Origin of the sequence: Streptomyces sp. NPDC048196 (assembly GCF_040652715.1) — a bacterium.
GTDB classification, from domain to species: Bacteria; Actinomycetota; Actinomycetes; order Streptomycetales; family Streptomycetaceae; genus Streptomyces; species Streptomyces siderophoricus.
Genome location: NZ_JBEZMM010000001.1, coordinates 129254 through 156207, shown reverse-complemented (window position 1 = coordinate 156207; position 26954 = coordinate 129254). Strand labels below are relative to the sequence as shown.

Sequence of the window (26954 nt, the reverse complement as noted above, 5' to 3'; positions counted from 1 at the left end):
TCACCATGAATCGGTGGTCGAGGGGTGCGAGCGGCCCCCACTCCTTCGGTGGAACGGTCTTCGGCGGAACGGCCTCCGGCCGCCTCGCCGACCCGTTCCGGGCCGGCACCCTGCGCCGCTGGAACGCGGTCTGCTGGGTGTTGTTCGGCGCGCTGTTCGTCGGGCTCGCCACGACGGAGCGGCCGGGCGGACGCACCTACGCGGCGCTGGCGCTGCTGGGCTGTGTGGTGCTGTGCTACGCGCTCCTCGACCGGTTCCCCGGCAACCCGGTCCTCCGGCCGTACACCTACCTCTGGGTGCTGATCCTCGGGCTCGGGGGCAGCGCGTACGTCTGGAGCGGCTACGCGGCGCTGTTCATCGTGACGCTGCCGCACTTCTGGCTGTTCGGCCGTACGGTGCGGGCCTCGCTGCGCTTCACCGGGCTCGCCACGGTGTCCACGCTGGCCGGGAGCTGGCTGCGGAAAGGCTGGAGCGCCGAGTTCTTCGGATCGACGCTGGTCTCCACCCTGATCGTGGTCGCGGCCAGCGTACTGATCGGGCTGTGGGTGCACTCGGTCGTCGAGCAGAGCGGTGAACGGGCCCGGCTGATCGAGGAGTTGGAACAGACCCAGCTGCGGTTGGCCGAGGCCCACCGTCACCAGGGAGCCGCCGAGGAACGCGAGCGCCTGGCGCGGGAGATCCACGACACCCTCGCGCAGGGCTTCGCCTCCGTCGTCGTCCTGGCCGAGGCCGCACGGGCGGGCCTGGCCACCGACCCGGAACGGAGCGCCCAGCAGCTGCGCTCGATCGAGCACACGGCCCGCGAGAACCTCGCCGAGGCACGTGAACTGGTGGGATCGGCGCGGCAGAGCCGGGTGGCCGCCGGCTCGCTCGCCGGCACACTGCAACGGACCCTGGACCGCTTCGCCGAGGACACCGGGCTCACGCTCACCGCGGAACTGGCCGACCCGGCGTGCGAGCAGCACACCCGGATCGCGCTGCTGCGCTGTCTGCAGGAGTCGCTGGCCAATGTGCGCAAGCACGCGGCGGCCTCCCATGTGAGCGTGGTGCTGGCGCAGCAGCCGTACGGGGTGGAGTTGGAAGTCACCGATGACGGGCGGGGGTTCGTGGTCGGCGAGGCGCCGGGGTTCGGGCTCGACGGGATGCGCAAGCGCCTGGCGGAGTTGGGCGGCCGGCTCACCGTCACCAGCTCGGTCGGCGACGGGACGCGCGTGCTCGCGACGGTCCCCTTGCTGCCCGCGGAGCCGACTGCGGTGGGACCGACTCCGTGGGAACCGACTCCGGTGGAACCCACTTTCCTGGAGCAGGAGGAGAGGGCATGACGGGCGATCTGACCCAGCACCCGACCAGCAGCGCGGTCCGCGTCATCGTGGTCGACGACCACACGGTGATGCGTGCGGGCGTCATCGCCCTGCTCGCCGCCGACCCGGACATCGAGATCGTCGGCGAGGCGGCCGACGGCCGCGCGGCACTGGAACTCGTCGGCCGGCACGCCCCCGATGTCGCCCTGGTCGATCTGCGTATGCCGGTGATGGACGGGGTGGCCACCACGACCGCCATCGTGGCCAGGCACCCGCGTACCCGGGTGCTGATCCTGACCACGTACGACACCGACGCCGACATCGAGCGCGGGGTCGAGGCCGGTGCGATCGGGTACCTCCTCAAGGACACCACCCGCGAGCAGTTGGCCGACGCCATCCGGGCGGCGGCCCGCGGGGAAACGGTGCTCGCCCCCCGGGTGGCCGAGAAGCTCGTCGCCAAGATGCGGCAGCCCGTCCAGGTACCACTCACCGCCCGGGAGACCGACGTGCTCAACGCGGTCGCCGACGGCCTCTCCAACGCCGAGATCGGCCGACGCCTGGTCATCGCGGAAGCCACCGTGAAGACCCATCTGCTGCGGCTCTACGCCAAACTTGACGTCAACGACCGTACGCGTGCGGTGGTGGTGGCCCTGGAACGCGGACTGTTGCAGCGGGGCCGCTGAGACGGACATCCCATCCCGGACGACGCCCCAGGAGGGTCAGACGGCGCGGCCGAGCCAGCCGGCGAGGCGACGGTGGACGTCGGCGTCGTCCGGGACGGGAGTGACCGCGGCGAACGGCATCTCGCCACCGCGCGGCTCGGCCGGCAGGACCTTCTGGGCGATGGTGAAGGCCAGGTGGCCCAGCTCCTCGTCCAACTCCGCCTCGGGAGCGATGACCTGGGCGATGTCCCAGGTGTGGGTGACGATCTCCATCACATAACCACTCAGGGCGATCCGCCCCGCGGCCACACCCCACGGAACTTCGAACTCCCGGTCGAGCTTGTCGTCGTCCGCCCAGGCCGCTGCCGCGCGGTCGCGCGCCCTGCCGAGCGCGCCGGCCCAGTCGGTGTCGGCGATCTGCCCGGCCGCCGCGGGGACGTCCATCCCACGGCCGCCCTCACCGATGTAGGAGATCCGATGGACCGCGCCGACCGTGTGGCTCAGCAGCGCCCGCAGGTCGTACGCCTCACAGGGGGTCGGACGGCCGAGCAGAGCGGGGTCGAGGCCGCTCAGCAGCGTCTCCAGCTGATCCAGAGCGTGGAGGAACTGGGGGCGGGGGTCGAACGCGTTCATGGACGCACCTCTCGTACGGGCCCGGTCGGTGTGCGGGCCGATGGGACCACTCTGCAGGCAATACTTGACATCTACCGTCATGTTTTCGCCTTCGATGCACGAAAGCCGAAAAGTTGCCGTCCAGCCATCCTGCGCCGCTGGGGCCCGCTGTGCCGGTCTGTGCTGCTCTGCGGCTGTTGAACGAGCGGTCTGGGCCGCTCAGCGACTACTGAAGCGGGGTGCCCACGATCAGGAGCACGGCGGCAAGGTGGGCTATCACCCAGGCCACCCGGTAACTGATCGTGCGCCGATTCCTGGTCACGAGCAGGCGCTGGAAGGAATCCTCCGCCCGTTCGAACTCGTCCGTGTCCGTCCACTGAACCCAGACGACCGGAAGGCAGAGCACGGAAGACACGCCACTCGTCGCGAGCGCTGCGACGATCAACGACTTGCCGAGGGACATCCCGTCCGGGACGACGGAGAGCACGATGGAGGCGGCGGCCATGAGGAGCGCGTCATAGCCGAGGAGGACCTGCGCCTTCGCATCGAGGACGCTCAGGCATGTGTACAGGTATTCGTGCTCGTAGACCTCTTCCCTGCGCGGTTCGAGCCGTCGTATGGCAGCGAGGTGCAGTGGCAGGTCCTGCCCCCGGTAAGTGCCTTGAAAGAGCCAGGACATCAGACGTCGGCCCGGATTCCGCACAGCGCTGTCCCCCTTCAGCCGCTGGCTCCATTGAGCACGAAACCCTCGAAGAGCACAATGGGGACATGGATCTCATCCGGGAACGGACCCTGCTCGACGTCGCGCTGGAGGAGGCCCGCATCGGGCTGAAGGAGGGCGGCATCCCGATCGGGGCCGCGTTGTACGGCGCGGACGGCGCCCTGCTCGGGAGGGGGCGAAACCGGCGTGTGCAGGACGGCGACCCCTCCATGCACGCCGAGACGGCCGCCTTCCGGGCGGCCGGACGGCAGCGTACCTACCGCGGGACGACCATGGTCACGACGCTCTCCCCGTGCTGGTACTGCTCCGGGCTCGTGCGGCAGTTCGGCATCTCGCGAGTCGTGATCGGAGAGACCCGGTCCTTCGATGGGGGTCAGGCATGGCTCGCGGAGCACGGTGTGCAGATCGTGGTGCTGGACGACGCCGACTGCGTTGCTTTGATGCGCGACTTCATCGCGGCCAGACCGCAACTCTGGTGGGAGGACATCGGGGAGCCGGAGCCGCAGTCGTAGTCGTAGTCGTAGTCGTAGCCATGGCCTGGCCATTGGGGTCAGCTAACTTTCTCAGCGGACGAGGCGGAGGGCGACCATCGGCAAGGGGGTGTTCCGCTCGGTGATCGGGGTGCCGAGGGTGTTCTCCAGGATGGACTTGAATCGCTCCCATGCGCGCGGGTGCCGCGTGATGTAGTTGCGCAGCGCCCCGTCCGCCTCGTCCTGCGGGAGCACGCGTGCGGTGGCCGGTGCGGGACCGTGTGTGCCGACGGTGACGCGGACATGCGGGTGGGCCTGGATGTTGCGGAACCACTGGGCCCGGTCACCGAAGCCGGACGCCACCACGTAGGTGTCCGGGGTGGGGTGGTCGATGACCTCCAGGACGACGTGGCGGGTGGCACCGCTTTTCCGTCCGATGTGTTCCAGCATCAGCGTCCGTGAACCGAACAGGAAGCCGAGCCTGGCCCGGTACAGCCGGATCGGGGCGCGCATCAGCCAACGGGTACGCAGTATGCGGGCGCCGTGTTTGGCGATCGCGTCGGAGGGCGTGGGCGTTTCGGGCATGGCATCTCCGTCTCGATGCGGAAGTGCGGAATATCAGGTGGGGTCGGTGTTGCCGCCGAGGCCAGTGCGGTAGACCGACAGCGTCTCGGTGGCCCAGCGCTGCATGCCGTCGCCGGACAGCGGATCGAGGCCCAGCACTTCGCGCAGCTGAGGGCGCAGGATCAACACGGCGAGGTCGTTGACCAGCAGAAATGCCGCGCGCACGTCGGGGTCGGCGCCGGTGTCCGCGGCGCCTGCCTGTGCCATTGCGGCGAGTGCGTCTTTGCTGACGTCGTGCAGCCGGCGGAACAGGGCCGTTCCCACCGGTCCGGCGGCCAGCAGAAGTCGGCCGAGGTAGCTGGGAATGGGGGAATCCGCAGGCAGGAACTCCGCCATTGCTTCTGCCAGGGTGGGCAGGGCCGCTTGGTCGAGTGGATCGCCGTCAACCGTCTGCACGGCACGCGTCAGCATCGCCTCGAAGACGCCGGTCACCTGCTCGTCGACCGCCTGGCGCAACCCGTCTTTGGACTGGTAGTGCCGGATCACGAGCGCGGGCGACACCCCGGCCGCCGCCGCGATGTCGCGGACGGTGACGGCGTCGGGGCCCCGCTCCCCGAACAGGCGCAGGGCCTCGTCCCGGATCTTCGCCCGCGCGGTCCGATCGTCCGGGAGTGCATGCATGTTCACGATGATAAACAATTGTTCAGCGCGGTCAAGTAGGGCTGAATCAGGCGCAGTTCGCAGCCGAGGAGTTGGCCGCAGGCCTAGCGGCACCCGGTGGGCGCTCAGGACTGGTGGGTGTGGCAGGCGTCCAGGAAGGGGGCGAGACGTCGGGCGGGCGTGGTGGGGCGCACGGCAAGGTACGTGTCCATGGCCGGCGCGGGCGGGGTGAAGGGCCTGAAGGCGGTGCGGGTGGTGGGCAGGAGTTCGGCTTGGGTGGCGTAGAAGACGGTCCAGGCGGGTTTGCCGGTGCCGATGGCGGCGAGGGTGTCCTGGTCGGTGGTGAAGGCGGGGCCCAGGAGGGGGTCAAAGCCGGCGTCACGGCAGGCGGCGGTGACGAGGTCGACCAGATGGGGATTGGCGGCGCGGGGGACGATACGCAGGGGCATGGCGGCCAGGTCGGCGATGTCGACGGTCTGGCGAGCGGCCAGCGGGTGGGTGGCCGGGAGAGCCACCACGAGGGGGTCCTGCCAGACTGGGATGAGGTCGAGGCCTGGGCTCTGGTCGACGCCGCGGACGAAGGCGGCGTCCAGCTCGCCGTCCCTCACTTGTTGCAGCCGTATGGCGGGCTCGGCGCTGGTGAGTTCCACCGTGACGTGCGGAGCCCGCTCGGCCAGCGTCGTCAGAAGGTGTTCCAGGCGTACGCCCAGACCGACGTTGGTACCGATGCGCAGCACCGTTTCCTGTTCGGCGTGCAGCGCGGCCATGGCTTCCAACGCCCCTTGTTCAGCCGCCGTGATGGCGCGGGCGTGTGGCAGGAACGCGCTGCCTGCTGCAGTCAGGCTGACGGTGCGGGTCGTGCGGTCGAACAGTTCCAGACCGAGCTCCCGTTCCAGCCGCCGGATCTGTTGGCTGACGGTGGGCTGGACGACACGCAACCGTTCGGCTGCCCGCCCGAAGTGCAGTTCCTCGGCAACCGCCAGGAAGTACCGGACCTGTCGCAGCTCCACACCGACCACCTCTCACTCATCACGATCCTTGATGATTCCATGAGCGAAGTGTGCCTTGGTGACGGCCCTCCGCTGCGGTGAACTGAGCCCATCACACCGCGCAGCGGGTCACACCGCACAGCGCGTCACACCACACCGATGGGAAAGTGGAGACACTCATGCACACGCCCCGTACCGAAGCCGAGAAGGTCGTTCTTCGCTACTTCGACGCCCTGGCCGGCGGCAAGGACGAAATCGTCCGGGACAGCTTCGCCGAGGACGCGACCTGGTGGTACCCGGGCGAGTTGCCGATGTCGGGGACTTGGCACGGCCGCGAGCAGATCGTCGACGGCTTCCTGGGCGCGGCGTACCACCTGTTGGATCCCGAGCGGGAGGTCTTCATCGAGGTCACCGAGGTCATCGCCACCGGCCCGCATGTCATCGTCGAGTGGACCTCGCGTGCCACGGTGAAGAACGGCAACCCCTACGACAACCGCAACATCGCGGTGTTCGTCGTCCGCGACGGCAGGATCGCCGAGGCCCGCGAGTACGCGGACACCCAACACTGGGAGCACGCACTGCGCACCCCGCAGAGTTGATCGCCGCCCCCTCCCTGCGCAGGTGGGCGCTCTACATCCGCGGGGCAACCTTGCCGGGCACTGGCCCTTGTGGCTCCGCAGCTGGCGGCGGGTTCGCGTCCGAGTGATGGACCTGCACGGGGGGCGGGGCCGTTCTCGCCCATGGGGAGCGTGGCCCCCTGACGCTCGCCCGTGGGCCAGGCCGGCTCGGATCAGCCCACCCATTCACCGGTGAGGCCGAGGACCGCGGAACCGTCGAGGTCGCTCAGCTTGGTGCCGGTGAAACCGCGCGCCCAGTCAGAGGTCTGGATACGGAACGCGGGCCGGTCGGCCTCCAGGGCTTCCATGACGGCCTCGGCGGCCTCGGCCGGCGTCTGCGCGTTGCTGCCGAGGAACTGGGCAACGGTACGGTCCAGGTAGGCCTGCAAGGTGTCTGCGTAGGGACCGGCGGCGGCCACCTCGGCCTCCAGATCAACCCCGAGGTTGTTCACGAACTCGGTCGCCACGGCACCGGGCTCGACGACGGACACCTTGACTCCGAGCCGAGCGGCCACGGGCGCCAGGCTCTCCATGAAGCCCTCGACCGCGAACTTCGCTGCGCAGTAAGCCTCGTTGAAGGGCTGCCCGACGACTCCCCCGACGCTGGTGACGGTGATCAGGCGGCCGCCCGCGGCACGCAGGTGCGGAAGGGCCGCCTTGGAGACGTGGAGCACGCCGAAGAAGTTGACCTCCATCACCTCGCGCACGTCGGCGACGCTCTCGTTCTCCAGGGTGCCGAGGTGGCCGGCGCCGGCATTGTTGATCACGGCGTCGAGCCGGCCGTAGTCGGCGATCACCCCATCGATCGCCGCGGCGACCGAGTCCTCGTCGACGACGTCGAGCCGCCGGACATCGAGCTCCACCCCCGCCTCCGCGGCGGCCGTGCGCAGCGCGTCGGCCCGGCCCGGGTTGCGCAGCGTTGCCACGACGCGCCATCCGGCCTGGCCGGCGGCGACCGCGGCCGCGAGGCCGATGCCGGAGGACGTGCCGGTGATCAGGACGACCTTGGAGTTCGAGGGGGCCTGCGGAACGGTGCGGGAAGCCTGGGAAGACTGGGAAGACTGGCAAGGCTGGGAAGACTGGTAAGGCTGGGAAGACATGAAGAAGACCTTTCGACTCCGGATGCCGGAGCAATTTAAGTGCGTGTACACACACTATAAGCATTATGTGCGTGCACACGCAACCCAGTAGGCTGGCCGCATGGCGAAGAAGAAGCTGACCCAGGCCGAGATGCCCGTGGCCGACCACGCCTTCTACGGCCTGGTCTGGGCCGGAACCGTGCTGACCGAGCGCGTCGACCGCGCCCTCACCAAGGCGCACGATCTTCCGGTCTCATGGTTCGAGGTGATGCTGTGGCTCGCCTCCAGCCCGGACCCGGTCCCCGCCTCCGTCCTGGGCAACAGCACCATGCTCAGCCGCAGCCAGGTTTCCCGGGTCGTCGATGCCCTGCAGAGCCGGGGCCTGGCCACCCGCACCCCCTCCCCCCGCGATGCCCGCTCGATCGAGGTGGCCCTCACTCCGGAAGGCCACCAACTCTTCGAGGAGGCCGACGCCACCCGCCGCGCCTGCCTGGCCCCGGTGTTCACGGACCTCCTCGACGAGACCGATCTCGCCGCCCTCAGCACCGTCTGGCACAAACTCAAGGCCAACAAAGACGCGCATTAGGACCACCGGCAACCGCCGTCACCCCGCCCGCAGTTCGCCGACGACCCGCCGCCGACCCCCTGCCCCCTGGTCGCGTGAGCGTCTCGTACGACGCATCCGGGGCCTGCGCGTGGACCGCAGGCCCCTAAGGACCGTCGGTCGGCCGGGTCGTCGGCGACGACCCGGCGGAATCTCGACCGCGGTGGACCCGGCCGGACCGTCCGGGTTCTGCTCCGTCAGAGGCTGCGGGCGGTGATGTCGCCGTGGGACGTGGTGGCGCGGATGTCGAGTTCGGCGGTGCCGTTGTTCTTGAGGGTGTTGCTGATCCGGCCGTAGCTGGTGCCGGCATCCAAGGCGGCCGAGACGCCGGCGGCAGCGCCGACCGTGATGTCGCCGGACTGGGTGCTGAGCACGACCGCGCCGCGCACGGCCTCGACGATCCGGATGTCGCCCCTTGCGGCGCCGATCTCCGCGGGGCCACCCAGCCGGCCGACCTCGACATCGCCGTCGGTCGCGGTGAGGCGGACGCTCGCGGCCTCGTCGATCTTGATCTGGCGGTAGGCCCCTTCGAAGACGACATCGCCAAGGCGGCCGACACCACGGAGCTCGCAGGCGGCGGTCTTGGCCTCGATGTGCGAGCCGGCGGGCAACTGGACGGTGACCTCCACGGAACCGGAGTGCCCGAAGAGCTGATTCTTGGGCTCAGGGGTGCGGATGCTCAGAACGCCGTCGGCGTAGGTGACGGTCGTCTGCTCGGCGGTCTGGACGTCACGGCTCTTGGAGGGCTTGGCGGGCCGGACCTCGACGGTGGTGTCGGCACGGTCGGCGGCGATGAACTGGATGCGTCCGGCGGGGATGTCCAGGACGGCGGAGATCGGGGCGGGGGTGTCGAACTTCTGCATTGTGCTCTCCTGTGCTCGCTGGGCCTTTCTGACAACGGAAACGCTACGTTGCTTTCCATTTAATAGCAACGCTCTCTTTGCGTAGGCGTGGCATCAGTGCAGGTAGAGGCAAAGAAAGTGTTGCAACGATCTCACCGATAATGCAACGACGGCCGCTGCGATCATTGCAATGAATTGAAAGTGAACGCTATGACGGAGGGGCTGACGTGTCGTGATCGCTTCGGCGGCGGCGTCCGAGTGCGGGTATACGTAAAGTGCCGTTAGGGCCGCATATCTCGCATATCGGGCAGCATTGTGGAAGGAAGGTTGGGCCATGAAGTTCGCAGTCGTCGGCGGAACCGGGCTTATCGGGTCACGGGTGGTGGAGAATCTGAACGCGGACGGACATCAGGCCGTACCGCACTCCCTGTCCACGGGCGTGGACATCATCACCGGGCAGGGGCTGGAGGTGGCCGTGGCGGGCGCCGACGCCGTCATCAACCTGACGAATTCCCCGACCTTCGACGACGCCTCGCTCGCCTTCTTCCAGACTTCGATGGACAACCTGCTTGCCGCGAGCGAGAAGAGCCGGGTCAGGCACTTCGTCATCCTCTCGATCGTCGGCGTGGACCAGGTGCCCGATCTGGACTACTACCGGGCGAAGGTGCTTCAGGAAAACATCCTCAAGGCCGGACCGATCCCGTACTCCATCGTCCGCGCCACGCAGTTCATGGAGTTCATGGACGCGACCCTGGCCATGACCACCGACGGCGACACCGTGCGCCTGCCACGTACGCCCATCCAGCCGATCGCCGCTGCGGACGTCGCCAGCGCTGTCGCCGAAGTCGCCGCAGGCAGCCCCCTGAACGGCGTGCTCAACATCGCAGGTCCCGACGTCTACCCCCTCGACGAACTCGGCCGAGTCACCCTGACCGCCAAGGGCGACGGGCGTTCCGTCGTCACCGACGACAGCGCCGGCATGTTCGCCGCCGCCCACGGCGACGTCCTCACCGCCCCGAACGACGCCCGCATCGCCCCCACCCACTACACCGATTGGCTGTCCTGAAGGCCCCCTCCTGCCCCGAATCTCCTCCTCCTGTGCTGAATGGGCCCCTCCGGCAATCGATCTCCATCGTGCCGGTGCCTGGCGGCTGTTGGCCGCATGGCCGGAATTCCTGCGGTAGCCCTGACCACCAGGCACCCCGGCCAGGCATCCCCTGCCGGGCGGCTAAACGCGACCTCTACGTGGACCTCGACCCCCAACTCGGCTTGGTAGAGGGCCGGTTCGCGGATCTGCACTGGTTCCGCCGCCTGGGGTTCCAAGCTGCTTGTCTCCCTACGCTGACAGCATGGGCGCCCAGTGGTCCAGCACCCTGCGCAGACGCTGCCGGTGGTCGGCGATCCAGTCGTCCGGCGGGACGACTGGCACCCGCACGGTGACCATGGAGCCCGACTCGTCCTCGACGACCACTTCTGGACAGTCACGCTCGCCGATGAGCTGGATGAAGACGGACGGCCCCCTGCTCATCTCCATCCAGGTGCCGTCCTCTCCGGCACCGAGTCTGTTCAGCGCGTGGGACCAGTCTTCAAGCTTCGAGGCGGAGAGCACCAGATCGATACGGCCGGACACAAAAGGCGTCCTGACCACGATCTCGGCGTCGAGCCCGGCGCTCCACCGGGTATCGCGCCCCAGGAGATTGACGGTGACGCTGTTCCCCTCATCATCGGCGAGGCAGATGAGCTCCCTCGGAGCGATCTCGCTCATCGCTATCCCTTCATCCGCGAGTACCAGGGATCAGCATCAGCGCCAGACTCCCCGATCGAACCAATCCATCCGCTTTACCGCCCAAGGCACGGCGGCCACGGTGACACGATGGTGACAGGTCCTGCCACAACTCCTCCCTCGGCTCAGGGGCCTTCCTCATCGGGTGCAGCAAGCAACGTTGAGTGAACCGGGAAGAGTCAATGACCCGGCGTGGCCAGATCGCCGACCAGTACGTGACCGAGGCCGGCCACTGCGGCTGAACAGCCGGTGGGGCGGGACGTATCGCCTGCCCCAGCAGCAGAACAACTGAGCGTCCACCGCGGCCTCAGCGGCAGCCGTCCCGGGCGAACTCATCGAGGCGCTGCCTCACACGGTGGTACAACTCGGCGTCCAGGTCGACTGCAGCCACGTGGCGTTGCAGTTGTTCCTGCTCCAAGTCGTCCGTCGCCGCTTCGCCCGCCCAACAGAACCGGAGGATGGTCTCTGCCAGCAGGACGAGGGTGGCGAGGGCCGTCGCCGCCAACGTGCCCTCGGCCAGCCACGGTGCTTGGCCATGTCCTTCCATTGCCGACCACCAGAGGGTCGCAATCACGGAAACCACCAGCCAGAACGACATGATGGCCCACATCAAGCCCACGGTTGCCGGCCTCTCGAACCGTCGCCGCAGGTCTCCGGTTGCCTTTCGGGACAAATCATGGGCCCGGCACAGTTCGGCGTTCGTCGGCTCTTCATCTGCACGAAGCCGGTCGGCGAGCACTCTCACGGCTGCCGCGTATCGCTGATTCACCGCTCTGATGCGTTCTCTGACCGTATTGATGGTGCCGTGGGACTGCACGGCCCCCACCACCAGTAGCCCAGCGTCGACGGACATGACGATCGCGGCATAGTCGTCGGTCATCACAAAGCGCATGGGCTCCCCCCGATGCGGCCAGCCTACAGAGGCACCTACCGTCGGGCAGGCAAAAGGCACCTACGGTCCGGGGCAGCCAGCAGCGGTGCCCCCGGAACTGGTCGCGGCGTAGGAAAACCTCCGTCCCCCCTTGGCGAAACGACCCGGCGAAAGTAAAGTGCTGCTTCATTATGAAGCACGTACATAATTCCCGTGAGGGCTTGGCCAGGGACGATGCCGGCCTCCTCTACGACCCCGGAGTCCGGGCATCCATGGGCACGTTCGCGTGCCACGGCGACACCCTGGCGTTGGAAGCGGCCGCAGCCGTCCGCTCGGCCTCACAGGCTGTCGACCGGCTGCGTTCGCAGGGCGCGGCCGGCCGCGGGCTCAGCGCCGGTGCACTCGACGTCCTGGTACGACTGGGCGCTACCACCGACGAGGGGCTGAGCATCGGCGAACTGGCGCGCGCCGGAGGGGTGAGTTCCCGGAACATCACCGGCCTGGTGGACACCCTGGAGCGCGACCATCTCGTCAAGCGGGTCCAGGACCGGCACGACCGCCGGTCGGTCCGAGTGCGGATCACACCGTCCGGACGCGACTGGCTGGAGTCCTTCCGCCAACCGACGCAACGCGCCATGTCGGCGGTCTTCCAGGGCTTCACCCCGGCCGAACTGGACCAATTCCGGCATCTGTGCCTGCGCCTGGTCGAGAACCAGCAGCGGATCGAGCGCTACCTGCGTACGAGTCCCCCTGACCCAGACCAGTCCGCTTCCTCTTGAACCGGTCGGCCCCTTTCCCCCTCTCCTTCCCCTACCAACGAGTCCCGAGGACGCCATGACCACCGATTCACCGACCCGCCGTACGGTCAGGGCCTATCACGACGCCCGGTTCCGCGGCGACGTCGCGGCCGCCGCCGCTCACATCGGCGACGGCTTCACCTTCCGCAGCCCGTTCGTCGCCTCCGACAGCCCGACCGGCCACCTCGACGGCATCGACGCACTCCTGGGAATCGTCACCGGCGTCGACCTCATCAGCGAGTTGTACGGCGACGACGAGGCGACCTTGATCTACGACGTGCACACCGCCTCACCCGTCGGCACCCAGCACACGGCCGAACACTTCCGCCTCCACGAGGGCCGGATCACCGCGATCAGGCTCCTCTTCGACTCCGCCCCCTGGCAGGCCGTTATGGCCGCAATTGCCCCGCCTTCTGACTAGGTCACGCGCACTGCGCGACCGCGGCGGCGGCGAATGCACGCCCGTATCGGTTCGCTCGGACACCGTCCACCCTGCCTGGCTGATTGCATCGAGCAGCGGATGCGCGGCCAGCGTCGCCCCGTCGGCGAGAGAGTGCAACGAGGTCGCCCCAGAGGCGATTCGGAGTCGGAGAACTGAGGTGGGCGCTCGACGGAGAGGCTCTCCGGTGATCTTCTCGGGGCGGGTCGCCGCAATCCCTCTCGCGCGCAATTGTGCGCAAATTGTGGAGCCCGGTCAGCCCGTGGGAGTTGCCATGGTGACCCCTCCGAGCTGCGATTGTGAGGGAATCGGAGTCATTAGTTTTACCAATGTTTACCTGACGGACACCATAGTTGGGCCTACTGAGGCCCAACTTGTTCAGGCAAGTCGTCGGACAGGTGCTCACCCCCCACGTGCATCCCCTGTGTGGCCCCGCATGAATCCCCTCAATGCTCTGTGCGTACCCCTGGAGAGACCGTGACCGTGTTCCCGCCGAGGACTGCCGTCCTGACCGGCATCCTCGCCCTCGCCGCCGCACCCGCCCTAAGCGCCTGCAGCGCAGCCCCCGACGAGTCGAGCACCGGCGGAAAGAGCACCGCGGCCACCGCGACCACGGCCGAGGCCCTCGGCGGCATCGACGCCCTGGCCAAGGAAGCCAAGAAGGAGGGCACGCTGCATGCGATCGCGCTGCCCCGTAACTGGGCCAACTACGGCGCCCTGATCGACGGCTTCAAGAAGAAGTACGGCATCAAGGTCGAGGTCGAGAACCCGACCGGCGCCAGCCAGGACGAAATCAGCGCAGTCACCTCGCGCAAGGGCAAGGACAACGCACCCGACGTCCTCGACCTCGGCAGCTCCTTCGCGCAGAGCGCCGCCCAGGAGGGGCTGCTCGCGCCGTACATGGTCGCCGGTTTCGCCGACATCCCCGATGTCCAGAGGGACTCGATCGGCCGCTGGGCAAACGACTACGGCGGCTACATCTCCTTCGGCTGCGACGCCAGGCGTGTGCAGACCTGCCCGACCAGCTTCAAGGATCTGCTCAAACCGCAGTACAAGGGGCAGATCGCACTCAACGGAAACCCCACCAAGTCCGGTTCGGCCTTCGGTGCCGTGTACGCGGCAGCCCTTGCCAACGGTGGCTCCTTCGACGACATCCAACCCGGCATAGACTTCTTCGCCAAGCTGAAGAAGAGCGCCAACTACACGCCCGTCGAGTCCACCCCGGCCACCATCGAAAAGGGCAAGACGCCGATCAGCATCGACTGGGACTACCTCAACGCGGGGTACACCGACGAGTTCAAGTCCAAGGGCCTCGACTGGACGGTCGTGGTCCCCTCGGACGGCAAGTTCTCCCAGTACTACTCGCAGGCCATCAACAAGGATGCGCCGCACCCCGCGGCCGCGCGCCTGTGGCTGGAGTACCTCTACAGCAACGAGGGCCAGAACCTCAGACTCAAGGGTTTCGCCCGTCCGGCTCTGATGACCGCCATGAAGAAGGCCGGCACGCTCGACAGGGCCGCGGCGGCGAAGCTGCCGAAGGTCTCCGGCACGCCGAGCTTCCCGACCGAGACCCAGCAGAGCGACGCCAAGGTCGTCATCACCCAGAGCTGGGGCACGGCCGCTTCCGGCTGATCCCGACCCGCATCCGGACCGACGTGGTGCCCGCCGCTTCCTCCCGGCGGCGGCACCGCGCGACCGGTCGGCCCACCTTCCTCGACGATCCGGGCGCCCATCGCCAACGAACAGGAGCTGGTGCCTGGCCTGTCGGCTGTCGGCTTTCCGCTTTCGACTTTCGGCCTTCCGCCTTCCGCTTCCTGCTTCCTGCTTCCCGCATGGCTCTCGATTCCCGGTTCAGGGGCGGCGCTTCCTGCCTGGTCGCCGGCGGTGGACTGCGGCAGCTGGAAATTCGCTGTTGTTCTGATCTCTCCTTCGGGTGACCGTCCGCCCGCTCGTGTACCTGGCGCCCCCTCGCAGCTGCGTTGATGCCGGTCCGCCGGCACCGAGGCCCGGGAGGCGCACCGTCCGCAAGCCCTCGGGCGCCCAAACCCCCCGACACCCAAACCCCCTCCGTTTGCGCCGAGTTCGGGTCGTGCGCGGCACCACGATGTGCGGTGCGGAGAAAAGGATCTGCGGTGAATGGCGGCGAAAACCGCGGAATATCCGCTTCCGGGGAGCGTCCCGACCGCCGCACAAGGACGATCAACGCCGTTGAACTCTGCACTTGGGTACGGGAGTTGTTCCATCCTGGCCCGAACATGCGGGCCGACTTGATGCTCCGTTCGTCCCTGTCAGCATGGGGCGGCGCGCGCCGATCGTCGGCGCGCCGGCTCCTGCCCTCCGCGGCGGCCGCGCCCCGGAGGGGAGCCGAGGCCCCACCAGAGGAGTGGAAGATGTCGCGTCCCACCCGACGCCAGGTGCTGCACGGCAGCGCCGCATCACTCGCGGGAGTGGTGCTGGCCGCACCGGTCGCCCACGCCAACGGCACCGTCGCACGATCCGCCGAGCGCGCCGCCACACGATCCGCCGACGGCCACGGACACCCGGCGGCAGGCGGGCACTCCGGCAGCGGTCACGACATGCCCGAGCCCGAGCCGTTCGACGAGATGTACCAGGGCCGCCACATAGCGGGCTGGCCGGCGGATTCGGGTGATTCGCCCGGCGGCCGAGGAGGCCGCGGAAAGCGAGCACAGCGGCTCGCCGGCCCGCACGACGGCATGGACTTCGTCGTCCGCATCGACAACGACGACCTCCATGTGATGCGGAACGCCGACGGCACCTGGATCAGCCTGGTGAACCACTACGAGAAGTTCAGCACCCCGCACGCCCTGGCGCGCGCCGCCGTCCGGGGGCTCCAGGGCGCCGACCTGGTCCCCGTCATCACCGGCTGAGGCCCGACCCTGCCCGTCCCCCCACCGAGGAGTCCTCGACATGGCAGTCAGGAAGAACCAGGCGAACCTCACCGCCACCGAGAAGCGGAACTTCGTCGACGCGGTGCTGGAGCTCAAGCGCGCCGGCCGTTACGACGAATTCATCAGCACCCACAACGCGTTCATCATCGGCGACACCGACGACGGGGAGCGGACCGGCCACCGGTCGCCGTCCTTCCTCCCCTGGCACCGCAGGTTCCTGCTGCAGTTCGAGCAGGCGCTGCAGAGCATCACCCCATCGGTCACCCTGCCCTACTGGGACTGGACCGTCGACCGCAGCCCGCGCAGTTCCCTGTGGGCCGATGACTTCCTCGGAGGTGACGGGCGCAGCGGCGACGGCCGGGTGACCTCGGGCCCGTTCGCCTTCAGCGGCGGCAGGTGGCCGATGAACCTCAGGGTGGACGGCCGGACGTTCCTGCGCCGCTCCCTCGGCACCGCCGTGCGCGATCTGCCGACCCGGGCCGAGGTCGACCGGGTGCTCGCCATGGACGTCTACGACGCGCCCCCGTGGAACAGCGCGTCCGACGGCTTCCGCAACAACATCGAGGGCTGGCGCGGTCCCAACCTGCACAACCGGGTGCACGTCTGGGTCGGCGGCCAGATGACCACCGGCGCCTCCCCCAACGACCCGGTCTTCTGGCTGCACCACTGCTTCATCGACAAGCTCTGGGCCGACTGGCAGAAGCTGCACCCCACCTCGGGCTATCTCCCGACCGGCGACACCCCCGACGTCGTCGACCTGCACGACACGATGAAGCCGTGGAACGACGTGACACCGGCGGACCTCCTGGACCACACCAAGTTCTACACGTATGCATGACAGGTCCCTGACACGCGCAACAGGTACCTGACGGATTCCTCGGAACCTGACCGCCGGCCCCACCCTCCCCAGGCACGCCCGCACCACGCTCCGCCCGTGCGGCCTCCCCAACGGCCGCCCGGGCGGAGCGGTGCGGCCAGAAGAGGCCCCCCGCGCCGTTCCCCTCAACTCCTGACCTCCATCAGGCCCGGTGAACGCGCTCGGCATCGAGAATCAGACGTCGTCGACGAACGAGTGGTACAACGTGTACCGCTTGAAGCTGACGTCACCGGCGGCGGCTTCATGAGACAAGGCGTCGGTCCATTCTGCGACGACGATCGCACGCTCGCCATCTGTTGCAAGGTGGGCGTGCGCCGCGAGCAAACCCGGCGCCGGCACGCCCGTCGCCTCCACATCGCCCGCCGCCATCGTGCTGACCACGAAGACGCCGGCTGGTCGTTCCGCGTCGTGAACGACGCTGTGATGCAGGCGAGTTCTGGTCAGTCCGGGGCGTTCGATACCCGGCACGAGCGTGTCCACACGACTGACGACATCGGCGCGGCGGGCACGAGCCCATGCCAGGTGCGCTTCGTCGCTGGTCCACTGTGCATGGAAGAGGAGACCGGCCCCATCCATGGAGAGGTAAACGTGCTGTGCCAGGCGACCGGACGGTGTCGCGGCTGCCGCCCATTCATCAATCAGAGCGTCAGCGGCCGCACGCGAACGCTCGGCAGTTCCAGTAAGCCACTCACTCCACAACGCTGTTCCAGCAGCGGGGCACACAAGATCCAGGAATCGAGTCATGGACATGGACTCTCATTCATCAACTGCGGTTGAGGTCAAGCCCCAACCCCCAAGGCCCAAGGCTCAAGGCACAGCCCGCCACTAGGGGCCCGCCAGCGCCCAGTTGCCGTCGGAGGTGCGCCGCGCGGGGTTGCCGGAGCGGAAGTAGCTGTCGATGGTGAAGGAGCGCGCGTTGTGGTCGGGCGCCCGGTAGTAACCGCGCAGGGTATACGGACCGCGGGCGAGGAGTTCGCCGACCGCCCCTTCCGGCGCGTCCTTGCCATCGACGTCGACGATGCGGATCTCATCGTCGGGCGAGAGCGGGCGGCCCTACATGGTGAGCAGCGTTCGGGCGCATTCCCCAAGACGGGCGACCGGGATGTCCGGTCGCCCGTCAGGCGCGGCAGCGCAGCATCTCCAGCAGGGGGTTGGCCAGGAAGTCCGCCCAGAATGCCATGGCGTGACTCCCGGACCTCGTCCGCGCGTCGCGTCACATTTCCGGTGGCCGTGCCGTCCTACTGCTCAGACGCCGTCGAGCAGTGGGGCGACACGGCGAAGGCACAGACCAGAGGAGAGAACGCATGTCGGCAGCCGGGGCAACAAGCAACACAGCGACGCTCAACCGCTTCCACTCCGCCGTGAACAGCGGAGACCTGGAAGTCATCTCGAAGGCCATCGACGAGTTCGTCGCACCGGACCTGGTCTTCCACGCGCCGGTGCCGATGGGCGCGACGGGAGCGGAGGCCCTGAAGCGGGTGTGGGAGGTGCTGCTGCGCGCATTCCCCGACCTCCACGTCACCGTCGAGGAGACCATCGCAGAGGGCGACAAGGTCGTCTCCAGGAACACGGTGACCGGGACCCACCGGGGCGAGTACCAGGGCCTGCCGCCCACCGGAAAGACCGTCAGCTACGGCGAGATCTTCATCCTCCGCTTCGCCGGCGGGCGGATCGTCGAGATCCGGGGCATCGTCGACGTCCTCGCGCAACTGCGCCAGCTCGGCGCGCTCCCGTCCTGAGTATGCCCGGCGCAACGGGCGTCTCGCGATCAGCGGCATCCGTTGTCGTTATCCGTTGTTGTTCGGATGTTCCGGACAAGCGGCCTAGCCGCGGGGGCTGCTGATGCGTTCGGGTTGGATCACATAGATCACCCGGACCTGGTCGCGGCCGCCGAACCAGGGGTAGGGGCCACCGAGGTACTTCTGCGCGAGCGCCTCGATGTGGTCGACCGCTCCCTCGGTGGTCACCCGGAGCACCCGACCGCGGATCTGGACGTAGGCGGAAGGGTCCGAGGGGTCGGCGACCGCGACGGCCACCCGCGGGTCCCGCGCGATGTTCCGCGTCTTTTGATGCGTCTCGACACTGTTGATCAGGACGTGCTCGCCGTCGGTGTCGACCCAGGTCTGGGTGAGCTGGGGCGAGCCGTCAGGCATCGTCGTGGCGAGGTAGCAGGTGCTGGGGCGGCGCAGCAGCGCCACCACGTCCTCGCCGAGGGACACGGGCACGGGGGCTCTCCAGGGATCGGTTCGGTTGATCGGTTCCGTGGATCGGTTCGGTTGACCGGTTCCGTGGATCGGTTCGGTTGACCGGTTCAGTGGATCGGTTCGGTTGACCGGTTCAGTGGATCGGTTCGGTGGATGTTCGTGGATCGGTTCGGTTGATCGGTTCGGTGGGGTTCTGGGTCACGGTAGCCGCGGCGGGAACGCGGCCCTTCCCCGCCCCCGGACTCCGCGTGCCTGGATTGCCCACCGCCTCAGCTCCTTCGAGGCGTTCGGCCGGGGCCGGGCGTCAGGACGACGCGGGTGCGAGCGACGTGGCCTCCCAGGCGAAGCCGTCCGGGTCGGTGAAAGGTCCGGCGGTGCCCGCGAGAACGATCCGGTGCGATCCACTGCCGTCGGCGGGAACGCCTACGTCCTTGGCCAGGGCGCGGCGCTTGTACAGGGCCAGCTTGAGGGGACTGGACCCCTCGGCGGCGAATTCGACGTACTTGCCGCCGAAGCTCTTCGCCACGGCCAGACCTTGGCCGACGTAGAACTGCTTGCTCGCCTTGACGTCCTCGACCCCCAGCAGGAGCACGATCTCGTCGATGTCCCGGGTGGCCGGGCCGGTGTCCTTCTTGGCGGAGGTCGCGATCTTCCAGATCGTCCCGTCCGGGGCCTGTACGACACCGCCGTAGCCCCAGAGCGACTTCGCGGCCGGCTTCAGCGACGTGGCGCCGGCGTCAAGGGCAGCGTTGACGAGGATGTCGACGTTGGCCGGCTGGGACACAGTGAGCGCCATGGTGAAGCCGCGGAAGCCGGTGCTGGGGGCCTGCGATGCCCGCAGACGAATCTGCGTGTCCAGCCCGAAGGCGGCGGTGTAGAAGTGGTGGGCGGCCGTAGGGTCGGCCACCTCAAGGGTGAGGGATTCGATGGTTGCCATGGCTCTTACGCTAGGTGCGGCCCGATGACCGGCGCTTCTTGATTCCTGACCGGTCTGCGGTCAGCACAGCTACGGCGATGGATCAGCCCCTGGGGTCCGAGGATGTCCCGGCCGGCCGGCAGATGAGTGGCCGACCGGGACATCGGGCTCAGGCGAGGTCGAACCGGTCGAGGTTCATCACCTTGTCCCAGGCAGCCACGAAGTCGCGCACGAACTTCTCCCCCGCGTCCTGGGACGCGTAGACCTCCGAGACGGCGCGGAGCTGGGAGTGCGAACCGAAGATGAGGTCGACGGCGGTGGCCGTCCACTTGACCTCGCCCGTGGCGCGATCCCGACCCTCGAATACGTTCTCAGCGGAGTTCGATGCCTTCCACTCCGTTCCCATGCCGAGCAGGTTGACGAAGAAATCGGTGGTCAGGGCCTCCGGCCGGTGGGTGAAGACACCGTGCGGGGATCGCTTGAAGCTGGTGTTCAGCGCCCGCATGCCGCCGACCAGAACCGTCATCTCGGGAGCGGTCAGGGTCAACAGGTTGGCGCGGTCCAGGAGGAGGGTCTCCGGCGACAACTTCTCCCCCGCCCGCAGGTAGTTGCGGAAGCCGTCCGCCCTGGGTTCGAGCACGGCGAACGACTCGACGTCGGTCTGCTCCTGCGAGGCGTCCGTACGTCCCGGTGCGAACGGGACGGTGATGTCGTGCCCCGCGTTCTTCGCGGCCTGCTCGACGGCCGCGCACCCGCCCAGGATGATCAAGTCGGCCAGCGAGACCTTCACTCCGCCGGTCTGAGAGCCGTTGAAGTCCTGCTGGATCTGCTCAAGGGTCCGCAGCACCTCGGCCACCTCGGGCAGGTTGTTGACCTCCCAGTCCTTTTGCGGCGCCAGTCGGATCCGTGCCCCGTTGGCCCCACCACGCTTGTCGGTGCCGCGGAAGCTTGCCGCCGACGCCCAGGCAGTGGTGACCAGCTGGGAGATGGACAGTCCTGAGGTGAGGATCCTGGCCTTGAGGTCGGCGATGTCCGCGTCCGCGATCAGTTCGTGATCGACCTCAGGCACGGGGTCCTGCCACAGCTGCGGCTCGGGAATCCACGGGCCGAGGTAGCGCGAGACGGGCCCCATGTCGCGGTGCAGCAGCTTGTACCACGCCTTGGCGAAGGCGACCGCGAGCTTGTCCGGGTTCTCGTGGTAGCTCTTCGTGATCGGCCCGTAGACCGGATCCAGCTTCAGCGCGAGGTCCGTCGTCAGCATCATGGGAGCGTGCCGCTTCGACGGATCATGCGCATCAGGCACGGCGTCCTTGGCCGACGGATCCGTGGGAGTCCACTGATGCGCGCCGGCGGGGCTCCTCGTCAGCTCCCAGTCGTACTTGAACAGGTTGTCCAGGTATCCGTGGTCCCACTTCGTCGGCTCCGTGGTCCATGCGCCCTCAAGTCCGCTGGTCAGCGCGTCGGAGCCGGTGCCGCTTCCGTAGGTGTTACGCCAGCCGAGGCCTTGCTGCTCAAGGGGACAGGCCTCGGGTTCCGGCCCGATGTACGAGGGATCGACCGCGCCATGGCATTTGCCGAACGTGTGGCCGCCGACGATGAGCGCAACCGTCTCCTCGTCATTCATCGCCATACGCCCGAATGTCTCGCGGATGTCCCTGGCGGCAGTCATCGGATCCGGGTTGCCGTTGGGCCCCTCCGGATTGACGTAGATCAGTCCCATCTGCACGGCACCGAAGGGACCGGCGAGTTCCCTGTCCCCGCTGTAGCGCTCGTCTCCGAGCCAGGTGTCCTCGGGCCCCCAGAAGATCTCCTCGGGTTCCCAGATGTCCTCGCGCCCGAAGCCGAATCCGAACGTCTTGAACCCCATCGATTCCATGGCGCAGTTACCGGCGAAGACCAGGAGGTCCGCCCAGGAGATTTTCCGGCCGTACTTCTGCTTGACCGGCCAGAGCAAACGGCGTGCCTTGTCGAGGCTCGCGTTGTCGGGCCAACTGTTGAGTGGGGCGAAGCGCTGAGCGCCGGCGCCGCCACCGCCCCGGCCGTCGGCGATGCGGTACGTTCCCGCGGCATGCCAGCTCATCCGGATGAAGAGCGGCCCGTAGTGACCGTAGTCGGCAGGCCACCAGTCCTGTGACGTCGTCATCACCTCGAAGACGTCCTGCTTCAGCGCGTCGAGGTCGAGGGTCGCGAACTCTTCCGCGTAGTTGAAGTCCTCGCCCATCGGGTTGGCCTGGGGCGAGTGCTGGTGGAGAACCTGAAGGTCCAGCTGATTCGGCCACCAGTCCCGGTTCGTCCTGGGCCGGGTCGGCGTGGGGGCCGGGGAGGGGATTACTGGGTTCTCACTTTCGCTGCCGGACACGTCCGTCCTTCTTCCTGTGTCGGGTTCCTTCTGTTGGTTGCTTGTCTGCGAGCTGTTGGGTGCTGTTGATTGCTTGCTTGTCTGCGAGCCTTGGGGCTTGTCTGCGACGCCGGATTGCCTTGCCTGTGTCGGGCACTGCGGCCCGCGCTCGTGGCAGTCACCGCGGGGCGTTCCTGATCATTGGTGCCAGATCGTTGGTGCCAGATCGTTGGTGCCTGACCGGCAGGCCCTGATCGGCGGCCCTGATCAGCGGTTCCTGCCGGATCCAGCGCCTTAGGTCGTTACGGCTGTTACGGCTGGAGTGGACAGTCTGGGAGTGGACAGTCCGGGAGTGGACGATCCGCTGTCCCGCCGGTCGGCCCCCGGCCGCTGACTGAACGGACGGACGTGCACATGGCAATCCGTCCCCTGCCTTCCTCTGCAGGGAACTCCGTGCGGGCGGGGAGGGAGAGGCCGAAGGCTAGCCTTCGCCGTCGGGTCGCTTGCCTTGCCTGGTCCGCGCCCCCTCGACGCCTGACCGCGCCCGCTGCGCTTCCCGCTTTGCCCCCGACCCCAGGCGATCGCCCCGCCTGGCGTCGTCAGCGATCCGGTCCACGGCGCGTTCCGTGCGTTGGCCTTGATCCGTCACGCCTGGTCTCGCCCGGCCCGACTGGGCACTCATGACATGCTCCTTCCGGGAGGATGCCGGCATCCGGCCCATTCAGACTCGCACGCGCACGGACGCTGCGCCTCTTCACAGCCGCTTCCTGGCTCACGGAGACAGAACCTGAGGTGTTCCGCCGAGCCCAAGCCGGTCGGACCGGTGCGCACCGGATGCCGAGGGGGCCCGACAGCACGACGGTGGCGAGGGCAGGGTGCGCCAACGAGCAGCGCCGGGCGGACAGGGGAGACAGGGGCGAAGCCGGGCGGGCAGGGGAGAGCAGGGCGAAACCCGGGCGGACCCGGCGTCGCGCGGGCGGCCTGTGTGTTCAGCGCCTCAATGGGCGTCCAAAGGGTTGACGCGTCAGTAAGCGGAATCCAGAATCCCGCTTACTGTTCGACATTGCCGAACAGGGGACACAGTTGCCGTCCGCGCCGAAGGGGCCGAGCCGCCGCATTCAGGCTCCCGTGCGCAGTCGGCACCCGGTGGCCACGCGGGTCTCGCCTGCGCGGTCCGCGAAAGGAACGGCATGCGTCTGAGGACCCTCCCCGTGGCCCTGATGGTGGCCACTTGCGCCTTCTTCGGTTTCACCGCCGGCCCCGCCCAGGCCGACGGCGTCTCGCCGCCCGGCGCGAACGACTGGACGTGCAAGCCGTCCGCCGCGCACCCTTATCCCGTCGTACTGGTCCACGGCACCTTCGAGAACATGGCCAAGAACTGGTCGGTCCTGTCGCCGCAGATCAAGGACGCCGGGTACTGCGTCTTCGCACTCGACTACGGCAACCAGGCCACCGCCCACATCGCCGATTCGGCCCGGGAACTCGACACGTTCGTCGACTCGGTACTCGGCGCGACCGGCGCCAAGAAGGTCGATCTGGTCGGTCACAGCCAGGGCGGGATGATGCCCCGCTACTACCTCGACTTCCTCGGCGGCGCCACCAAGGTCGACGAACTGGTGGGAATCGTGCCCTCGAACCACGGCACGACCAACCCGCTGACCATCCCGACCGGGTTTGCCGGCTGCGACGCCTGCACCGACCAGATGGCCGGCTCGCCGTTCCTGACCAACCTCAACGCGAAGGGCGACACGGTGGCGGGCCCCGACTACACGGTGATCACCACCAAGCACGACGAGGTCGTGACCCCGTACACCAGCGCCTTCCTCAGCGGGCCGGCGAAGCAGGTCACCAACGTCACGCTCCAGGACCGCTGTCCCCTGGACGCCTTCGAGCACGACCAAAGCCCCAACGATCCGGTCGTCGCCCAGTGGGTGCTCAACGCGCTCGGCCGCAGCGGCCCCGCGGACCCCGCCTTCGTGCCCCGCTGCGTCTGACCGGTTTGCGCGTATAGGGCTCCGGGCCGGCGGGCCGCCCGGAGCCCTCGCCAGTCAATCGGGGCCTGGACGAGGCTCCGGCTCGGGCTCCGGAGGGTGAGGCGGCGGAGGAACAGGTTCGGGTCCGGGCGGGACGGGCCCTGGCCCCGGCTCCGGCGGACTGGGCGGAGGACCAGGGGTGGGCGGGGCCGGCTCCGGATGAAGGGGCCCTGGCGGCCCGGGCGGCTGCGGAACAGTCATCACAGGTCCTTTCCGAATGTCCTTTCCGAATGCCCTTCCCGTCGGTCCTTTCCGATCAGCGTGCGGTCCAGGTGGCTCGTCGAGTCGACTGCCGTACGGCAACTACCGGTGGTCCCCTTCTCACTCTGACCCCCGCCTGAGCCAGGAGCAAACGGCACCGGAGCCGCGGCTTCCCAAGGCCCGCCCGCACCCGTACCGGTACCCGCCCCTCCGGAGCACTTGGCCCCGCCGGCCTAGCCGACGGGGCGAACCCACATGCCCCGTGTCTGTCAGCCGACCGGCACGGTCATGGCACGTATCGCGCTGTACGGCGAGTAGTTCCCGGACGCGTCGTACGTACGGGCCCGGTAGGCATAGGTGCGCCCGTCGGCGGGCAGCGGGTCGCAGACGGTGGCCGTGGCCGAGTCGCGGCGCGGGTCGTAGCCCTGGTGCAGGACGACCGACCAGGTGTCCGTCCCCGCCGCACGGCGCTCGATCTCGAAGCCGGTGAAGTCGCGGATCGGGGCCGGCGTGTCGTCGGTGGCGGTCGCCTGGATGCCGCTCGGGCAGGAGCCCAGGGTCAGCTCGGGGGCGTAGTAGGGGGCGATGCCGTCGGGGATGTTGAGCCAGAGCTCATTGGTGGCGGTGGCGTCGAGCCGGTTGGGGTTGTAGGTGGTCGTGCCGCCGTCGTTGGTGACGAGGACGCGGTAGTGGCGGGCCTCGCCGTCGGCGGTGATGGGGCCGGTGGTCCAGGTGTTGCCCTTGGTGGTGCCGAGCGGCACCCAGACGTAGTAGCCGTCCACCAAGTCGTTGCTCAGAACCGTGTAGTGGTCGAAATGCGGCTCGGTGTTCAGCGGCCACTTCAGGGTGACCTTGCCGGTCGCCTTGTCGTAGGTGCCGGTCAGGGAGGGGACGACGGGCAGGGGACGGACGATGGTGTCCGTGCTGCCTGACGAGGTGTTGCCCGCCTTGTCGGTGGCGCGCACCTCGTAGTAGTAGGGCGTGCGGTCGTCGGGGTTCACGAGGGGGTCGGTGTAGCTGCGGGCGGTGGTCGTGGTGACCTTCGTCCAGGTGCTGGAGCCGACGGGCCGCCGGTAGAGGGAGTAACTCGCCAGGTCCATCTCCTTGTTGGCGGACCAGGAGACGGTCGTCTTGCGGGTCGTGGTGTTGTAGGCAGTCTTCACACCGGTGGGGGCGAGCGGCTTCGTCTCGTCGTACGTGGCCGACGTCCGGGGCGTGTACGTGAACGCGACCTTCGCGGCGCCCGACCAGTTCACGTAGTCCACACGGACGGTGTGCTTGCCGGACGGGACGGCGAAGCCGAGGTACGTGGAGCGGGCGGTGTCACCGGTGGCGTACCACAGGTCGATCTGGCGGACGCCGTCCAGGTAGACGCGGACGCCATCCGTGGCGGAGACGGTGAACATGAAAGGGCCGCCGGAGCCGAAGTCGCGGGTCACCGACCAGCGGACGCCGAAGTTGTTCGACGGCACGCCGGAGACCGGGCTGCCGGACCAGTTCTGGCTGATCGTGCCGTCGCAGTCGGTCTTCACCGGGGAGCCGGAGAACGAGGTGTTGTTGTAGAACGTCCGCTTGTAGACGTTGGTCGAGCAGGTGACGTCGGCGGCTGCTGCCTGTGGGGCGGCGGCCAGCAGGCTGCCGAGGATGACGGCGCACATGGCACCACCTGTCCGGGCGGCCACGAGTCTCTTCTGGTGCACGGGGGCCTTTCACGCTGTGCGGGGTAAGACGTACGGCGTGGAGACCCGTGAGGTGGGAAGAAGGTTGCACAGCGCGCCCGATGAGACGAAGGGGCCCGGCACCGATCGCGACTCTGCTGGTCAACCGGGTCTTGTCCCCTCCCTCCCCCGGCTCCCTCCCCGGCTGCTCTCCCTCCCCAGCTCTTTCCCTCGTTCCTCTCCCCCGTTCCCATTGGCAGCTCTACGTGCGCCGCTCATGGCGTGAGCGCGCGAGGTGATGGGCCGTATGCAGCAACTCACGGGTCGCCGCCTCGGTACGCGGGCCTGGGTTCACCACTGCCAGCCAGCCGACGGTGCCGTAGACGGGGTGCGCGATCACGGCGTCGGCGGTGCTGGGGTCGACCTCGGTGGGGGCTGGTTCGCGTGGCGCGTGGCCGGTCCACCGGATGAACTCGTCTTTCCCGGCAGAGATGTTCACGCGGAAGGTGTCCGGGCGGTCCAGGCGTGATGCCTCGTCGCCGGGATAGTTCTTGGTCACGATCGTCGCGAACGGTTGGGTCGCCGTCGGGGTGACGCCATCAGGTGCGTAGGAGAAGAACGTGTCGCCCCAGCCGATTTCCGGTGAGCCGTCGCCGGGTGCGGGCCTGAGGGTCAGGACGCCGTCGAGGCCGTCCACGAAGCTGATGATCTCGTCCATGGTCATGTGCTCTAGCGTTGCATTGAACTGCTTGTGGAGACTTTGAGGCTGCGATGGAGGGACTTCACGATGTCAGGTCTCAAATCGGG

Annotated in this window: 28 protein-coding genes and 1 pseudogene; 13 read left to right on the top strand and 16 right to left on the bottom strand. The window is 68.2% G+C overall.

Annotation, left to right across the window (positions count from 1 at the left end; translation table 11 throughout):
• Positions 1-5: 5 nt before the first annotated feature.
• Both AB0E02_RS00760 and AB0E02_RS00755 read left to right on the top strand, forming a co-directional pair.
• Positions 6-1322, top strand: coding sequence for a sensor histidine kinase (locus AB0E02_RS00760; protein WP_362134471.1), 1317 nt, complete (start codon positions 6-8; stop codon positions 1320-1322).
• A complete protein-coding gene (locus AB0E02_RS00755; protein ID WP_362134469.1) occupies positions 1319-1984 on the top strand; it encodes a response regulator transcription factor in 666 nt (221 codons plus the stop codon). Before AB0E02_RS00760 ends, AB0E02_RS00755 begins: the two co-directional genes overlap by 4 nt.
• Before the next feature lie 36 nt (positions 1985-2020).
• On the opposite strand, the gene AB0E02_RS00750 is transcribed toward AB0E02_RS00755, so the two are convergent.
• On the bottom strand, positions 2021-2596 hold the full coding sequence (locus tag AB0E02_RS00750) for a TIGR03086 family metal-binding protein (RefSeq protein ID WP_362134467.1): 576 nt from the start codon (positions 2594-2596) through the stop codon (positions 2021-2023).
• 205 nt (positions 2597-2801) lie between these two features.
• Entirely contained in the window at positions 2802-3278 is a 477-nt protein-coding gene (locus AB0E02_RS00745) for a hypothetical protein (RefSeq protein ID WP_362134465.1), read from the bottom strand.
• Between the two features lie 65 nt (positions 3279-3343).
• Here AB0E02_RS00745 and AB0E02_RS00740 point away from each other — a divergent pair, with 65 nt between their 5' ends.
• A complete protein-coding gene (locus AB0E02_RS00740; RefSeq protein ID WP_362134463.1) occupies positions 3344-3808 on the top strand; it encodes a nucleoside deaminase in 465 nt (154 codons plus the stop codon).
• A 51-nt stretch (positions 3809-3859) separates the two neighbouring features.
• Here AB0E02_RS00740 and AB0E02_RS00735 read toward each other — a convergent pair whose 3' ends face one another.
• The 3 genes from AB0E02_RS00735 to AB0E02_RS00725 form a co-directional block, all read right to left on the bottom strand.
• The gene (locus AB0E02_RS00735; RefSeq protein WP_362134461.1) at positions 3860-4351 is read right to left on the bottom strand and encodes a nitroreductase family deazaflavin-dependent oxidoreductase; all 492 of its coding nucleotides are present in this window, start codon (positions 4349-4351) and stop codon (positions 3860-3862) included.
• A gap of 33 nt (positions 4352-4384) precedes the next feature.
• A complete protein-coding gene (locus tag AB0E02_RS00730; protein ID WP_362134459.1) occupies positions 4385-5029 on the bottom strand; it encodes a helix-turn-helix domain-containing protein in 645 nt (214 codons plus the stop codon).
• Positions 5030-5115: 86 nt separating this feature from the next.
• Positions 5116-6000: a LysR substrate-binding domain-containing protein gene (locus AB0E02_RS00725; RefSeq protein ID WP_362134457.1), complete on the bottom strand. Its 885-nt coding sequence runs from the start codon at positions 5998-6000 to the stop codon at positions 5116-5118.
• Positions 6001-6158: 158 nt separating this feature from the next.
• Between AB0E02_RS00725 and AB0E02_RS00720 the strand changes: the two genes are divergently transcribed.
• Entirely contained in the window at positions 6159-6578 is a 420-nt protein-coding gene (locus AB0E02_RS00720; RefSeq protein ID WP_362134455.1) for a nuclear transport factor 2 family protein, read from the top strand.
• Between the two features lie 191 nt (positions 6579-6769).
• On the opposite strand, the gene AB0E02_RS00715 is transcribed toward AB0E02_RS00720, so the two are convergent.
• Positions 6770-7696: an SDR family NAD(P)-dependent oxidoreductase gene (locus AB0E02_RS00715; RefSeq protein ID WP_362134453.1), complete on the bottom strand. Its 927-nt coding sequence runs from the start codon at positions 7694-7696 to the stop codon at positions 6770-6772.
• A gap of 100 nt (positions 7697-7796) precedes the next feature.
• On the opposite strand from AB0E02_RS00715, the gene AB0E02_RS00710 reads away from it, so the two are divergent.
• Positions 7797-8261: a MarR family transcriptional regulator gene (locus AB0E02_RS00710; RefSeq protein ID WP_362134451.1), complete on the top strand. Its 465-nt coding sequence runs from the start codon at positions 7797-7799 to the stop codon at positions 8259-8261.
• 215 nt (positions 8262-8476) lie between these two features.
• On the opposite strand, the gene AB0E02_RS00705 is transcribed toward AB0E02_RS00710, so the two are convergent.
• Positions 8477-9142 (bottom strand): DUF4097 family beta strand repeat-containing protein, encoded by a 666-nt coding sequence (locus AB0E02_RS00705; protein ID WP_362134449.1) that lies wholly within the window; start codon positions 9140-9142, stop codon positions 8477-8479.
• A 313-nt stretch (positions 9143-9455) separates the two neighbouring features.
• Here AB0E02_RS00705 and AB0E02_RS00700 point away from each other — a divergent pair, with 313 nt between their 5' ends.
• Positions 9456-10187: an NAD(P)H-binding protein gene (locus AB0E02_RS00700; protein ID WP_362134447.1), complete on the top strand. Its 732-nt coding sequence runs from the start codon at positions 9456-9458 to the stop codon at positions 10185-10187.
• A gap of 270 nt (positions 10188-10457) precedes the next feature.
• Here the strand turns inward: AB0E02_RS00700 and AB0E02_RS00695 are convergent, their stop codons facing one another.
• Together AB0E02_RS00695 and AB0E02_RS00690 are read right to left on the bottom strand one after the other, a co-directional pair.
• A complete protein-coding gene (locus tag AB0E02_RS00695) occupies positions 10458-10886 on the bottom strand; it encodes a DUF5959 family protein (protein ID WP_362134445.1) in 429 nt (142 codons plus the stop codon).
• A 325-nt stretch (positions 10887-11211) separates the two neighbouring features.
• A complete protein-coding gene (locus tag AB0E02_RS00690) occupies positions 11212-11784 on the bottom strand; it encodes a hypothetical protein (protein ID WP_362134443.1) in 573 nt (190 codons plus the stop codon).
• A 263-nt stretch (positions 11785-12047) separates the two neighbouring features.
• Between AB0E02_RS00690 and AB0E02_RS00685 the strand changes: the two genes are divergently transcribed.
• The 5 genes from AB0E02_RS00685 (at position 12048) to AB0E02_RS00665 (ending at position 16758) form a co-directional block, all read left to right on the top strand.
• A complete protein-coding gene (locus tag AB0E02_RS00685) occupies positions 12048-12554 on the top strand; it encodes a MarR family transcriptional regulator (protein WP_362134441.1) in 507 nt (168 codons plus the stop codon).
• A 55-nt stretch (positions 12555-12609) separates the two neighbouring features.
• Positions 12610-12993, top strand: coding sequence for a hypothetical protein (locus AB0E02_RS00680; protein ID WP_362134439.1), 384 nt, complete (start codon positions 12610-12612; stop codon positions 12991-12993).
• A gap of 495 nt (positions 12994-13488) precedes the next feature.
• Entirely contained in the window at positions 13489-14643 is a 1155-nt protein-coding gene (locus tag AB0E02_RS00675) for an extracellular solute-binding protein (RefSeq protein ID WP_362134436.1), read from the top strand.
• Positions 14644-15401: 758 nt separating this feature from the next.
• Positions 15402-15899 carry a tyrosinase family oxidase copper chaperone gene (locus AB0E02_RS00670; protein WP_362134434.1) on the top strand — a complete coding sequence of 166 codons (498 nt, stop codon included), beginning with the start codon at positions 15402-15404 and terminating at the stop codon, positions 15897-15899.
• Between the two features lie 40 nt (positions 15900-15939).
• The gene (locus tag AB0E02_RS00665; protein WP_362134432.1) at positions 15940-16758 is read left to right on the top strand and encodes a tyrosinase family protein; all 819 of its coding nucleotides are present in this window, start codon (positions 15940-15942) and stop codon (positions 16756-16758) included.
• A gap of 213 nt (positions 16759-16971) precedes the next feature.
• Here AB0E02_RS00665 and AB0E02_RS00660 read toward each other — a convergent pair whose 3' ends face one another.
• Complete coding sequence (locus tag AB0E02_RS00660; RefSeq protein WP_362134430.1) at positions 16972-17547, bottom strand: antibiotic biosynthesis monooxygenase; 576 nt, start codon at positions 17545-17547, stop codon at positions 16972-16974.
• 75 nt (positions 17548-17622) lie between these two features.
• Positions 17623-17838 (bottom strand): annotated as a pseudogene (locus tag AB0E02_RS00655) (2,3-dihydroxybenzoyl adenylate synthase); the annotation flags it as partial.
• Between the two features lie 263 nt (positions 17839-18101).
• Between AB0E02_RS00655 and AB0E02_RS00650 the strand changes: the two are divergent.
• The gene (locus AB0E02_RS00650) at positions 18102-18536 is read left to right on the top strand and encodes an ester cyclase (RefSeq protein ID WP_362134428.1); all 435 of its coding nucleotides are present in this window, start codon (positions 18102-18104) and stop codon (positions 18534-18536) included.
• A gap of 84 nt (positions 18537-18620) precedes the next feature.
• Here AB0E02_RS00650 and AB0E02_RS00645 read toward each other — a convergent pair whose 3' ends face one another.
• From AB0E02_RS00645 to katG, 3 genes are all read right to left on the bottom strand, one after another.
• Complete coding sequence (locus AB0E02_RS00645; protein ID WP_362134426.1) at positions 18621-19022, bottom strand: PPOX class F420-dependent oxidoreductase; 402 nt, start codon at positions 19020-19022, stop codon at positions 18621-18623.
• A 283-nt stretch (positions 19023-19305) separates the two neighbouring features.
• Entirely contained in the window at positions 19306-19938 is a 633-nt protein-coding gene (locus AB0E02_RS00640) for a glyoxalase (RefSeq protein ID WP_362134424.1), read from the bottom strand.
• A 148-nt stretch (positions 19939-20086) separates the two neighbouring features.
• Positions 20087-22276, bottom strand: coding sequence for a catalase/peroxidase HPI (gene katG / locus AB0E02_RS00635; RefSeq protein ID WP_362134422.1), 2190 nt, complete (start codon positions 22274-22276; stop codon positions 20087-20089).
• Between the two features lie 1199 nt (positions 22277-23475).
• Between katG and AB0E02_RS00630 the strand changes: the two genes are divergently transcribed.
• Positions 23476-24249, top strand: coding sequence for an alpha/beta fold hydrolase (locus tag AB0E02_RS00630; RefSeq protein ID WP_362135528.1), 774 nt, complete (start codon positions 23476-23478; stop codon positions 24247-24249).
• 509 nt (positions 24250-24758) lie between these two features.
• Here AB0E02_RS00630 and AB0E02_RS00625 read toward each other — a convergent pair.
• Both AB0E02_RS00625 and AB0E02_RS00620 read right to left on the bottom strand, forming a co-directional pair.
• Positions 24759-26147, bottom strand: coding sequence for a PA14 domain-containing protein (locus AB0E02_RS00625; protein ID WP_362134420.1), 1389 nt, complete (start codon positions 26145-26147; stop codon positions 24759-24761).
• Positions 26148-26409: 262 nt separating this feature from the next.
• Positions 26410-26871: a DUF6194 family protein gene (locus tag AB0E02_RS00620; protein ID WP_362134418.1), complete on the bottom strand. Its 462-nt coding sequence runs from the start codon at positions 26869-26871 to the stop codon at positions 26410-26412.
• Between the last annotated feature and the right edge of the window lie 83 nt (positions 26872-26954).

Bases quoted from the DNA above. Each gene is read 5' to 3' on its own strand.
- AB0E02_RS00670 (WP_362134434.1), top strand. From the start codon at position 15,402: ATGTCGCGTCCCACCCGACGCCAGGTGCTGCACGGCAGCGCCGCATCA.
- AB0E02_RS00625 (WP_362134420.1), bottom strand. From the start codon at position 26,147: ATGTGCGCCGTCATCCTCGGCAGCCTGCTGGCCGCCGCCCCACAGGCA.
- AB0E02_RS00720 (WP_362134455.1), top strand. From the start codon at position 6,159: ATGCACACGCCCCGTACCGAAGCCGAGAAGGTCGTTCTTCGCTACTTC.
- AB0E02_RS00660 (WP_362134430.1), bottom strand. From the start codon at position 17,547: ATGTCCATGACTCGATTCCTGGATCTTGTGTGCCCCGCTGCTGGAACA.
- AB0E02_RS00700 (WP_362134447.1), top strand. From the start codon at position 9,456: ATGAAGTTCGCAGTCGTCGGCGGAACCGGGCTTATCGGGTCACGGGTG.
- AB0E02_RS00735 (WP_362134461.1), bottom strand. From the start codon at position 4,351: ATGCCCGAAACGCCCACGCCCTCCGACGCGATCGCCAAACACGGCGCC.
- AB0E02_RS00690 (WP_362134443.1), bottom strand. From the start codon at position 11,784: ATGACCGACGACTATGCCGCGATCGTCATGTCCGTCGACGCTGGGCTA.
- AB0E02_RS00630 (WP_362135528.1), top strand. From the start codon at position 23,476: ATGGTGGCCACTTGCGCCTTCTTCGGTTTCACCGCCGGCCCCGCCCAG.
- AB0E02_RS00680 (WP_362134439.1), top strand. From the start codon at position 12,610: ATGACCACCGATTCACCGACCCGCCGTACGGTCAGGGCCTATCACGAC.
- AB0E02_RS00620 (WP_362134418.1), bottom strand. From the start codon at position 26,871: ATGACCATGGACGAGATCATCAGCTTCGTGGACGGCCTCGACGGCGTC.
- AB0E02_RS00710 (WP_362134451.1), top strand. From the start codon at position 7,797: ATGGCGAAGAAGAAGCTGACCCAGGCCGAGATGCCCGTGGCCGACCAC.
- AB0E02_RS00685 (WP_362134441.1), top strand. From the start codon at position 12,048: ATGGGCACGTTCGCGTGCCACGGCGACACCCTGGCGTTGGAAGCGGCC.
- AB0E02_RS00760 (WP_362134471.1), top strand. From the start codon at position 6: ATGAATCGGTGGTCGAGGGGTGCGAGCGGCCCCCACTCCTTCGGTGGA.
- AB0E02_RS00640 (WP_362134424.1), bottom strand. From the start codon at position 19,938: ATGGCAACCATCGAATCCCTCACCCTTGAGGTGGCCGACCCTACGGCC.
- AB0E02_RS00750 (WP_362134467.1), bottom strand. From the start codon at position 2,596: ATGAACGCGTTCGACCCCCGCCCCCAGTTCCTCCACGCTCTGGATCAG.
- AB0E02_RS00665 (WP_362134432.1), top strand. From the start codon at position 15,940: ATGGCAGTCAGGAAGAACCAGGCGAACCTCACCGCCACCGAGAAGCGG.
- AB0E02_RS00695 (WP_362134445.1), bottom strand. From the start codon at position 10,886: ATGAGCGAGATCGCTCCGAGGGAGCTCATCTGCCTCGCCGATGATGAG.
- AB0E02_RS00740 (WP_362134463.1), top strand. From the start codon at position 3,344: ATGGATCTCATCCGGGAACGGACCCTGCTCGACGTCGCGCTGGAGGAG.
- AB0E02_RS00650 (WP_362134428.1), top strand. From the start codon at position 18,102: ATGTCGGCAGCCGGGGCAACAAGCAACACAGCGACGCTCAACCGCTTC.
- AB0E02_RS00715 (WP_362134453.1), bottom strand. From the start codon at position 7,696: ATGTCTTCCCAGCCTTACCAGTCTTCCCAGCCTTGCCAGTCTTCCCAG.
- AB0E02_RS00705 (WP_362134449.1), bottom strand. From the start codon at position 9,142: ATGCAGAAGTTCGACACCCCCGCCCCGATCTCCGCCGTCCTGGACATC.
- AB0E02_RS00755 (WP_362134469.1), top strand. From the start codon at position 1,319: ATGACGGGCGATCTGACCCAGCACCCGACCAGCAGCGCGGTCCGCGTC.